The 11,260-nt window shown below is 50.5% G+C and carries 9 protein-coding genes; 1 reads left to right on the top strand and 8 read right to left on the bottom strand.

Translation table 11 applies throughout. From position 1 onward, the window contains the following. Positions 1 to 275 precede the first annotated feature (275 nt). The gene (locus WC592_04155) at positions 276 to 2,072 is read left to right on the top strand and encodes a carbon starvation protein A (protein MFA4981644.1); all 1,797 of its coding nucleotides are present in this window, start codon (positions 276 to 278) and stop codon (positions 2,070 to 2,072) included. Here WC592_04155 and WC592_04150 read toward each other — a convergent pair. From WC592_04150 to lexA, 8 genes are all read right to left on the bottom strand, one after another. Next, the gene (locus tag WC592_04150; GenBank protein ID MFA4981643.1) at positions 2,062 to 4,398 is read right to left on the bottom strand and encodes a fused MFS/spermidine synthase; all 2,337 of its coding nucleotides are present in this window, start codon (positions 4,396 to 4,398) and stop codon (positions 2,062 to 2,064) included. The genes WC592_04155 and WC592_04150 overlap by 11 nt on opposite strands. An 11-nt stretch (positions 4,399 to 4,409) precedes the next feature. Then, positions 4,410 to 5,813, bottom strand: coding sequence for a glycosyltransferase (locus tag WC592_04145; protein ID MFA4981642.1), 1,404 nt, complete (start codon positions 5,811 to 5,813; stop codon positions 4,410 to 4,412). Between the two features lies 1 nt (position 5,814). Continuing rightward, a complete protein-coding gene (locus WC592_04140) occupies positions 5,815 to 7,080 on the bottom strand; it encodes a HEAT repeat domain-containing protein (GenBank protein MFA4981641.1) in 1,266 nt (421 codons plus the stop codon). A gap of 1 nt (position 7,081) precedes the next feature. After that, a complete protein-coding gene (locus WC592_04135) occupies positions 7,082 to 7,933 on the bottom strand; it encodes a YaiO family outer membrane beta-barrel protein (GenBank protein ID MFA4981640.1) in 852 nt (283 codons plus the stop codon). Beyond that, positions 7,926 to 8,318, bottom strand: coding sequence for a response regulator (locus tag WC592_04130; GenBank protein MFA4981639.1), 393 nt, complete (start codon positions 8,316 to 8,318; stop codon positions 7,926 to 7,928). The genes WC592_04135 and WC592_04130 overlap by 8 nt, the downstream gene beginning before the upstream one ends. Before the next feature lie 12 nt (positions 8,319 to 8,330). Then, complete coding sequence (locus tag WC592_04125) at positions 8,331 to 9,182, bottom strand: tetratricopeptide repeat protein (GenBank protein ID MFA4981638.1); 852 nt, start codon at positions 9,180 to 9,182, stop codon at positions 8,331 to 8,333. Positions 9,183 to 9,246: 64 nt separating this feature from the next. Beyond that, on the bottom strand, positions 9,247 to 10,575 hold the full coding sequence (locus tag WC592_04120; protein MFA4981637.1) for a DNA polymerase IV: 1,329 nt from the start codon (positions 10,573 to 10,575) through the stop codon (positions 9,247 to 9,249). Beyond that, entirely contained in the window at positions 10,556 to 11,137 is a 582-nt protein-coding gene (gene lexA / locus WC592_04115; protein MFA4981636.1) for a transcriptional repressor LexA, read from the bottom strand. The genes WC592_04120 and lexA overlap by 20 nt, the downstream gene beginning before the upstream one ends. Positions 11,138 to 11,260 lie beyond the last annotated feature (123 nt).

Genomic DNA, 11,260 nt, shown 5'->3' with positions numbered 1-11,260 from the left:
TTTAAACCTCCCCTACGACATAAGCGCGTATCTATATGCCCGAACCATTCTTGCTGTATTCGGGACACCCCATCCCTGCCCGCCAGACTTAGCTTGCTGCGATCAGGCGGGCATACTTCGCCCTTTATTGAGAAAAAGTCTGGAAGGAGCATCACCCGTAAAAATTTCCCAACCAGCTCCTCCAATAAAATTTTTCGGGTTCTGCCCTAACCTAAGCTCGAGAAAAATTTTACATACCATTTGACATCGCAGACGATTTAAATTATCTTAATAGGATGCACGCGCTGACACTCATCATAACAAGCCTGCTCGTATTCGCGATCGCGTACCGGTTCTACGCGAAGTTCATCATCACGAAGATACTCGTATTCGACGATAAGATACCCACACCCGCCCACACGTTCAAGGACGGGCGCGACTATCACCCGACGAACAAGTATGTGCTCTTCGGCCACCACTTCGCCGCCATCTCCGGGGCCGGCCCGCTCGTCGGCCCGGTGCTGGCCGCGCAATTCGGCTTCCTCCCGGGATTTCTCTGGATACTCATAGGTGCGGTACTGGGCGGGGCTGTGCACGACATAGTAATACTATTCGCTTCTGTGCGGACGAAAGGATTATCACTCACACGGCTCGCCAGGAAGAACATCGGCAAGACAGCCGGTTTTATCACGGGATTCGCGGTTCTCTTTATCATCGTCACCGCGCTGGCCGGGCTGGCGCTTGTCGTAGTGAACGCCCTGAACGAAAGCTCATGGGCCACATTTACGATCGTTGTGACTATTCCCGCCGCGCTTATCGTAGCGCTCTACATGTACCGCCTGAGGCCCGGAAAGATCGTCGAGGCATCCCTGGTAGGCGTCGTGATAGTGATCGCGGGCGTCGTCCTGGGCGAGCCTTTTTCAAAATCGAGTTTCGGGCACATATTCCTTTTATCAAAACCCGCACTTTCTATAATACTGCCGGTATACGGTTTCATAGCCTCCACGCTTCCCGTGTGGCTCCTCCTCTGCCCCCGCGATTACCTGAGCTCATATATGAAGATCGGGACTATACTCCTTTTGGGAATAGGTATATTCGTCGTAAACCCGAAACTCCAAATGCCCGCGTTCACACCTTATATCCATGGCGGCGGGCCCATAATCCCGGGAAAGGTATGGCCGTTCGTATGCATAACTATCGCGTGCGGCGCAATAAGCGGTTTCCACGCCCTTGTCAGTTCCGGCACCACGCCCAAGATGATAAATAAGGAATCTGATATACGCATGATAGGATTCGGCGCGATGTTGACCGAGGCCGTCGTATCTATAATGGCTCTTATCGCGGCGACCGTCCTTCTACCCGGCGATTATTTCGCCATAAATGTGCCTGTCGAGGTATTCAATAACCTGGGACTGGCCACAACTCAGCTGGCCGATATTGAGAAGATGACCGGTGAGGCGCTCGCCGGCAGGGCCGGTGGCGCGGTATCGCTTGCCGCGGGCATGTCGATGATATTGTCGGCGATCCCGGGGATGAAGCATCTCATGGGATACTGGTATCACTTCGCGATAATGTTCGAGGCGCTCTTCATCCTGACGACGGTCGATACCGGGACGCGCGTGGCCCGCTACATATTCCAGGAGCTGATAAAGACGGCGAACCCCAGGTGGAACGCGATCAATAAGCTTCCGGGTATCATTATCAGCGGAGGAGTTATCAGCCTTCTGTGGGGTTATTTAGTCTATAACGGGGATATTTCCACCATATGGCCTATGTTCGGCGTTGCGAACCAACTGCTCGCCACACTTGCGCTCGCGGTCGGGACACTATACATACTCAAGAAGACTAAAAAATGGCAGTACGGGCTCGTGACATTCCTGCCGGCCGTATTCATGTTCGTTACGACCGTTGTGGCCGGCGTCATGAATGTGACCGATAACTACCTGCCCAAGCATACATTCCAGGGGAACCTGAACGCGGCGCTCTCCTTAATAATGATCGCGCTCGTGGTGATAATATTTATCGACTCCCTGAAGAAGATCTACAGCCTGCGCCGCCGGATATTCCCGGGCGGCAGACAGGCTACTTCTTAGGGCCTTTCAACCTATCGTCCCTCCAGTCAACAAGAGATTTCGCGTTGAGCTGGTACTTATAGAATTTGTCAAATAATGCCCTCCATAAGAAAAATTCCGTATACGGGCGGTCGTCTGTAATGACCGGCGCGCCTTCGACAAATTTCGCCAGTTCCGGGGGTTTCAGCACCAGGAGACGGGACATCGACGGTTTGTCCGATGTATCCCATTCATTCAGGTCATCGACTACATCCTTTTCTTTTTCGTCGCGGATAAGGCGGCTGACGTCGGGCCGGCTTTCGCTCATAAATCCAAGCATAAAAAATCCGCCGTAGTACGGCCCTCCGCACACATAAGTATTCGGAAAGACCGTGTAGAAGGTCTTCATGATCATCCTGACCTCTGTGGCGCTGTCAGGCGGTATCCAGAGGCACATGATACCTTCTTCCTTGAGGCGGCTTCTGCAAAGTTCGAAAAATTCTTTGCTGTAAAGATTTACGCTCCCTGCGCTGTAAAGCGGCGGCGACGGGTCCAGCGTAATGACATCGTATTTCTTGTCCCGCATGAGCAGGAAGTTGCGCCCATCATCGGTAAAATGACGGACCCTGGGATCCGCCAGGATCCGCGGACCGTCGGCGTGAAAATATTTAAAGCATTCATACTCTTCCTCTACCAGTTCGACCACGTCGCATTTAAGCGTCTTATGCGCCCAGGCCGACCTGAGCGCCGTCCCCATGCCGAAACATATCACGAGGACATCTTCCGGATCACGGGCAAGCAGTATAGGGAGATGAGCCATCAGTTTCGTCTCTATGCATAATTTTGTCATCCCGACCCCGTTTATCAATAATTGTTTTGATAAAGGGCCGTGCTTATAACTGAAGACCGTCGTGGTCGCGCGCGCGGCCTCTTTGTGATAGAGGAGCGTAGCTTCATCGGAAGGCCCCCGCAGGAAGATTTTCATCCGTTCATGCACTGCCGTCATGAACGGATCCGGCGACATGGCGCCCAGAATGAGCGCTCCGGACAATAACCCTGCAATGGCAATCTTCATTTTCAGCCCCCTGATCCCGGATGACGCTTTAAAATAGACCGTCACTCCGGCAAAGGCGCCGAGAGCCGATAAGAGCAGTATCGTATTTCGCGTTCCTAGCGACCCTACGAGCGCGAAACCGCATATCAGAGAACCTAATATGCATCCCAGAGTGTTCATGGAATAGAGCAGGCCCACCACCCTGCTGACGCCCGCTTCATCCTTAATATAGATGCGGGATATCACCGGGAAGATAAAACCGGATATAAAAGTAATGGGCACTATGATCAGTTGAGGCATCAGCAGCACATTCGCCGGGATGATCTCAGACCATGAGAACGACGCGCTAAAAACCGTAAATATATATAATCCCGATACGGCGTATGTTGAAATAAATAATTGGGATATGCCGAATACGGCCAACGGGTTATTTATCCTGTTCGCAAACCTGCCTCCGGCGACGCTGCCCAGGGCTATTCCCAGGAGATAGAAAGCAAGCATAAGACTGAACGCGTATATGGAAGTCCCCACCTGGATCTGGAAGATACGCGTCCAGATGACCTCATAAGCCATCATGATAAAACCGTTGAGGCAATATGCCGCGAGGACTAATTTTCTTACGCCGACGCTATGATCAGGCAGGGACGGAGATGAAGACGCCGGAGACGCCCCTTCCTGCGCGCATCGCGCCGCGCCTCCGGATAGATCGTCGTTCCGGGCTATCGCGAAAGCCGTTAAAGCGACGGCCAGGTTTATTAAGGCGCCTATCAACAATGTCCGTGTCTCTCCCGAAGAACCTATCAGGTAAAAACCGGCGGCCAATACGCCGGCGACCGCGCCGAACGTATTCAACCCGTACAGATATCCCAGCCTTTTGGCCAGGGCCTTCTCGCATCTTCTCGTATAAGAACTGATTATGGGAAGCGTCCCTCCCATCAAGATGGTCGGTATAAGGAATATCAGGAACATCGTTATTGATTGGAAGATAGTCAGCCCAAGCCTTTGGCCGCCCGCCATCGAATAGACGGCCTTGTAAACGGGTACGAGCAGATTAAGCAAAAATGTCAGGGCCATCGCCGAGATACCTATGCCGGCTTCCAGCGTAGCGTAAAGGCGCATCTGGTCCTTCACCTTGCCGCCGTACTTGCCGATCAGGTAGCTTCCTATGGCAAGGCCCGCCATAAAAGCCGCGAGGATTATCGAGGTCGCGTATACAGTGCAGCCCAGCACCCTGGTAAGCATCCTCAGCCAAACAACTTCATATATAAGTCCGCTTATGCCTGAAAGGAAAAATATGAGATAGATCCTGGCCAACCTATACCCCCTTAAACATGTTTCGACCGCACATACCGGTCAAATGATTTTATCCTGAACAGGAACCGAAAAGTTCCGACCAATTTCGCTATAGATATTATCCATCTGTACCAGAAAAATTCAGTAAACGTCAGAATTACAAGATACATAATATACCTTAACCGGAAGAGCCTCTGCTCTTCCGTGAAAGTCAGGATAGCTAACAGCGAGGTGAACGCCTGAGAAAGGAGCATGAACGAGAAGAACGCCAGAAAAACATTCCACTGCAGAACGCCTGCCGCCCAGCCCGCGGCCACGAACGCCACACTTACCACTTCAACGAAGACGCCTAAGACTTCATACAGAACAAAATAAGGAAATACGAGGAACCCAAAGCCTCCGAATCTCGGATTGAACATCATGTATTTATATCTCCAGACCGTTTCGTCGGTCACCCTCTGCCATCGCTCGCGCTGGGAAATGAGAGACGTCACATTTGCGGGCCCTTCCGTCCACCCGACGCAATACGGCATCATGAGTATCCTGTATCCCTTATCCTTATGCTTGACGACGTAGTCATGCGCGCGGAACGTAAACTCAATGTCCTCGCATGTAAAGTCGACCGAATATCCGCCGAGCTCATATAGAACGTCTTTGCGCCATACCCCGAAGCCGCCGGCGACATTGGGCATAGCGTTAAACCTGCTCCAGGCCAGCCTGTTGCCCATAAAGGAACGTATGTATTCGACATTCTGAGAAGCCACTATCGGATTGTATGTTGGGCTATGCTCCATTATCCTGCCTTCTTTTATCTTGAAGCCGTTTAATAGCCCGAAGTAACTCCCTATCCCGATTATCTTATCGGGATCCTTAGCGACATGCGCCATGATTCTTAAAATCGCGTCGGGCTCAAAGATTGTATCGGCATCTACAACGCATACATGATTATATTTCGCTATGTTAAGCCCGGCATTCGCGGCGCCGGCTTTTTTGGTCCCTGCCTCTTTGTCTATAACGGTGATGTTCGGATGCAGTTCGCTCTTCAATATCCTGCGCAGCATGCCGTCTTTGTAATGTTTTATATACATTATGTCGCTGGGCCTTAGCTTCAGTAAAGAATCCAGGATATCCATCGTCTTATCCGTAGACCCGTCGTTCACAACTATTATCTCAAATTTCGGATAATTGAGGTTCAAGAGCGACTTTATCGATTCGGCTATCCACTCTTCTTCGTTACGGGCGGGGACTATAAAACTCACCGGGATATTGAAATTCGAAAAATAGACGAGCGAATAATCTTCTTCTTCGCCCTGCAAAGATCTCTTCCTGCCCTCATAAGACCCTATAAGGGCAAGGAACGCATAATATATAGTCAGGAACAGGAAGTACCCCAGGCAGGCGACAAATACCGCATATACTATTTTAGGTGTGAGCATATTAAGGCGCCTTATGTAAATTTTGGGCGGTCTTGCCGTCTATCCCCGAAAGGACTTTGATGGCTTTGGCCCGCTCCGGCCCTTCAAGCGGGGCGATCGCCGCCTCAAGGCCGGAATGGAAACCCGACCTCACAATTCCTTCTAAGACGCCCGAGGCTTTGGCATTCGCCTTGCCGCTTATGACGTCCTTCAATAACTTCGTCAGGTATCCGGAATCCTCTAATGCTAATGCCGCGAACCTCTTCGCGACTACATTGTCGCTTACCAGAAATTTTGCGAGGTAAGGAAGCGCGGCTTCTATGTGGGATGCCATAACTTCCGCCACAGCGCCGCTGACCGACCACGAAGCATCATCGACAAAACCTGTTATTTCGGGAAGCGCGTCATCGCCCATAAGCTTCTCAAGCGCCATTATCGCATGCCTCTTGACCAGCCAGCTGTCGTCCTTAAGGCATCTTAATATCGCCGGTTTTGCCTCTCTTCGGAGGGCTTTACCAAGGCAATCGCACGCGGCCGCCCTTACTTCCGGCGCGGCTTCATGAGTAAGGGTTTCGAGCTTCTTGACGTATCCTCCCACAGGAAACTTCGACAGAAGGACAAGCGCCCAACGCTTAACGTCTTCGCGCGGGTCATTCGTCAGTTGTATGATGTTATCGGAAGCCTCGTCCGGAAAGCCGTCAAAGACCAGAGCTATCTTATAACCGCTTGAGGGGTCCTTGCGCAGATGATCCATAAGAACCTTGGCTGAATGGACTGTCTTTATCTGACCTAAGGCCACGATCGAATAATAGGATATGTCCTCGTCCTTACTCGAAACCAATTTCGCGAGTATATCTACAGCGGAAGGGGCTTGAGAATAGCCGAGACAAAGAATAGCTTCCACTCTTTGCCATTTGTTCCATGAACTTTTAGCGCGCTTTTCAAGCTTCGCTGTCTGTCCGGGACTCACGAAACATTTCTTAAGGAAGGCTATCTCGGCTTCATTAAAAAAAGCGGCGTAGCGCGCTCTATTAGTCTCTACATCTATAAATTGTTCCGGGGTGACATTGATGGGACATACGGAAGAGGGAGCGCCTTCGGACACACCTTTACCCGACATGACGGTTTCATAGACATTCTTTTTTATTCCGAGAAGCCTGGAACGCCGGGCGCCCTGGATGCGGCTTTTTATAAGGACGCAAAAGAATATCACCACGCCCGTAATGATAAGTACGATCAAGAGCGCGGCGTTGACCATCCAGACTATGTCGGCATGGTAACCGTACATTCTACATTTTTACCGACGCGGAGAGATAGTACCCCCGTTTTATGAACTTGGGGGCTTCCTCACCATGGGAATAGCCGGCCTTTATATTTATGTCTTTATAGAGATTCCACGTAATCCCGGTAAAGAGTATAAATCCCCGTTCGGCGTGGGCGTCAAAACCGTTTATGTCATAGAGCCTCTCACCGACCGCTAAACCGCACGACCATCGCAAAAAATTTGTTATTGCGAAATCGCCTCTGACGGAGCCCATATTAGCCGTATCGTGGCCCTCCATGAACGACACGCCGTATTGCGCGCTCATGTAGCTGTCGCCGAAATAGTAGATAAGCATAGGATATACGAGATGAGTATCGTCTGTGCCGTAGGCGCGGTAGGTGTAGCCCATCTGCCAGTGAAGATTCTCGTAAAGCTTGTGGCCGTATTCCGCGATAGATATGAATTTATAGATATAGTCGATATCCCAGCCGAAACCCCCTTCTAAATGCGCGTAGGAGTCTTTAAAACTAAGGTAGGAGCCTATGTTCGCGGTATAGTCCTTATTATCGAATCTCTCTAATTGCGATACTGACAGATAAGGACGGATATTTTGGTGGATATACGCGATACTGGTGGTAAGTTCATCCCAGTTGCCTGTCCTGTTGCCCTGCAATACCTCACTCGGCTCAAAGAAACAGTCAACATACCACTGATCCTTCGCCTCCACTAGATCTTCCACGACTGCGCGAGGCGGGGTCATCCGGCGTATCAGCTGGTCCGTGCCGGCTTCCTCGCGGGCATGGGCGTATAAAGGAAAAGCCGCCAGTAATAGGACAAGTATAAACTTTTTGCTGTTTACACGAAAAATTTTAGGCACTTTTGCCCTTTGCTTTTTCGGCAATGTCTATGAAATCGACTATCTCCTTCACTTTCACGCCCAGGTCTTGCGTTTTGACGATATACCCGGACGCGTTAAGTCCGCCCGCTATCTTTATCCTCTCCTCATTAGAGAACGCTGTAATGAAGAATACCGGAAGCGTAGCGTCCGTCTGGCGTATCCGCTTCAGCACGGTCAGGCCGTCGAGTTCGGGCATCATTATGTCCAGGAGCACCGCGTTGGGCTTGTCTTTCTTTATCCTTTCGAGCGCCTCTTTCCCGTTATTGGCCGTTATGACCTCGCAATTATTCGATTCAAGCCTCACTTTTAATATTTCAATAAAATCTACTTCATCATCGACGATTAAAACTCTTTTCCTGACCATAGATAGCTTCTCCTATCGGCTTATTTTACTCAAAGCTTCTTTTGCCTTTCGGGCGCCGATCTGGTCTTCTTTTAATTTATACAAATCTTCCGCCTTTATCAGGTTCTCCCTGGCCTCTTTGAACTGCCCGAGTTTATTATGCGCAACACCGGCCTCATAATACGCGTCGGCGTAGCTGGGATCCTGGTTAAGCGCTTCGCGGAAATACAGGAGAGCCTGCTGGGCATCGTTCAGCATATTATAGGCGACACCGGTGTCGAAGTACGCGCCGGCAAATCTCAGGTTTATCTGCGACGTCCTCTGGAAATATTTTATCGCGTCCTGATACTTTGCCAGCTTCAGATATATCTTCCCTAATTTGTAGTTAGCATAATAATCGTACGGATTTATCTGCAGGGCCTTTTCCAGGAATGGCACTGCCTGGTCTAGCTTATTATCGGATACGTAGATGTCGGCAAGGCTGTTGTAAGGTATGAAAAATCCGGGATTTATGCTTATTGCTTTTTCAAACGACGCAATCGCGAGTTCCCTGTTTCCCATGGAATAGTATGCCTCGCCCATGGCCTGGTACGCGGCCGAAAAACCCGGATTTAATTCGATCGCCTTCTTAAAATAGTCGACCGCCTCCTGGAACCGGTTCAGTATCACATATACGCATCCCGTCTTAAAGTAAGCGGGGGCATAGCCCGGATCCTGTTTTATGGCCTTTTCGAACTCTGTCAGGGCGTCTCCGAACCTGTTATGATCATACAACTCTACTCCTGACTTGTAATAATCTTCGGGGGTTTCGCAATACGCTTTGTTTGTCAAGACCGTTGCAACGGCCAATAGAAAAACAGCCGCACATATCATAGTCTTTTTCATGCTACACCTCCTGGCAAGGATTATACCTCTTAAAAGCGCAAATCTAAAGCAAAATGTGCGCGGGTCACACAGCCGTTTTCAGAAGAGGGAGCCTGAGCCTGCGGCGGAATGTCTCGCCTTTTAGGAGCGTTGTCTTGCGCCACGCGGTATCGTTCCGTGAATGCGGACGTTTTACAGAGAGCGCCTGATCGGAAGACGCGAGATGAACGGCGTATTTTCCGTATTGCCCGTTTATTTCGTCGACAGCTTTCGATAGGCCCGATATCCTGGCTATCTTAACAGGATCGTCAAAGAGCGTCATCGAGTCTGCGCCCTCAAGGACTATATCTGACAGAACAACTCCTGTGGCTCTATAAACGACCCCTTCCTCAAAGACCTTGTCGAACATGCGGCCGCACAACTGGGTAAAATCGAGCGTCGAAAACGAATGCCTGTCGAGCTCGCCGCTTAAGCCCATACCTTTAAAATCCCTCGTCCTCAGATATATCGACAGCGCCTTGGCGCTCAACTTATGCCGTCTCAATTTTATGAACGCGGATTCGAGGTTGCGCATGAGGTGCGCCTTTACAAGGGCTCTGTCGCTTGAGGCGGGGCTGAAAGTCTTCGTCTTGCTTATGGAGAGATACTTCTCCTTCTTCTCTGCCGATATGCCGTATACCTGTATGCCGCGCAGTTCCTGCCAGAGCTCGCGGCCGACCTTGCCGAGCAGCCTGTCCGCGAAATCGAACGATTTTTCCGCGTAACCAAAGACATCGCATATACCGCATTTATTAAGGAGACTGACCGTGTTCGGCCCGAATCCGCAGACACGGTCCAGCGGTATGCCCTTAAGGAAGCTGTGGAGCTCGCAGCCGGGCGCTGGCGTAAAGCCATCCGGCTTCTTATGCCTGGAGCATATCTTGGCGAGAGTCTTAGTGAGACTAAGACCTACGGAAACCGTTATATCGAGCTCTTTATGTATGGCGTCCTTTATCCGCAGGGCTATCTCCTGATATGACGTTCTGTATAGCCGCCTCAAGCCCGTCAGGTCGCAGAACGCTTCGTCTATGGAAAATTCTTCCACGGTTGGCGTAAAACGCCTTATTATCTCGAACATCCTTTCGGAATATACGCTATACATCTCGTAGTCGCCGGGCAATATCACGAGCTCCGGGCATAAGAGCTTAGCGTCGCGCAGACTCACCCCCCGTTTTATCCCCAGGGCCTTGGCCTTGTAATTCGCGCACGCTATTATTCCCCGCTCTTTGCCTGTAACGACAGGCCTCCCGCGGAGAGACGGGTCGCGCGCCTCTTCACATGAAGCAAAGAAGGCGTCGCAATCTATATGGGCTATGGCTTTGGGATATGAGTGGAGAGTAAAGAATTCTTCCGCCTTATCTGTATTTCCTGACATTGGCTATGACCACTCCGGCTATCGTAAGTTCCTGTTTAGGCGTTATTACAGGATATTTCTTATTGGCCGCTTTCAAAACGACCCGGCCGCCTTTTTTTTCAAAATATTTTAACGTCCATTCATTATCTACATGCGCCACGACTATATCCCCTGTTTTCGGAGTCAGGTTCCTCTGGACCAGGACCAGATCTCCCGGATGCACGCCGGCGTCGATCATAGAGTCGCCGTCCACCTTCAACAGGTAAGTGGCCTGGGGATTCGATATCAGGTACTCGTCAAGGCTCATCGTGTCCGCGAGCTCCTCCTCCGCGGGGCTCGGGAACCCGGCGGCTACGGTTCCTAAAAGGCGCGCGGGCTTGACAAGGCTTCTCGGGATGAGGCGGCCCTTAGCGTCTTTATCGATAAATCCGTTCTTCATAAGCGCCTGGACTCTTTTAAATACCGCGTTCTTCGAGGCGAACCCGAAGATGGACTGCATCTCGGAGTAAGACGGCATCCTCCTGTTCTTCATATAAAAATTATTTATCTTATGCGCGTAGAGTTCCGCGTCTCTTTTAATCATGATAGAGCCCCTTGTTTATGTTACGTAATGTTAGGGAAGGTTAATTAAGGTTACGTAACCTTTTATACATACTATTATAGTGAACAATCGTTCACTATGCAAGTAAAAAAACGGATCCTGGGC

The sequence above is a fragment of the Candidatus Omnitrophota bacterium genome (assembly GCA_041648975.1).
Classification (GTDB): domain Bacteria; phylum Omnitrophota; class Gorgyraeia; order 2-01-FULL-45-10; family 2-01-FULL-45-10; genus JAQUSE01.
The sequence above is the reverse complement of the archived record's forward strand: the minus strand, read 5'-3'. Positions and strand labels throughout refer to the sequence as shown.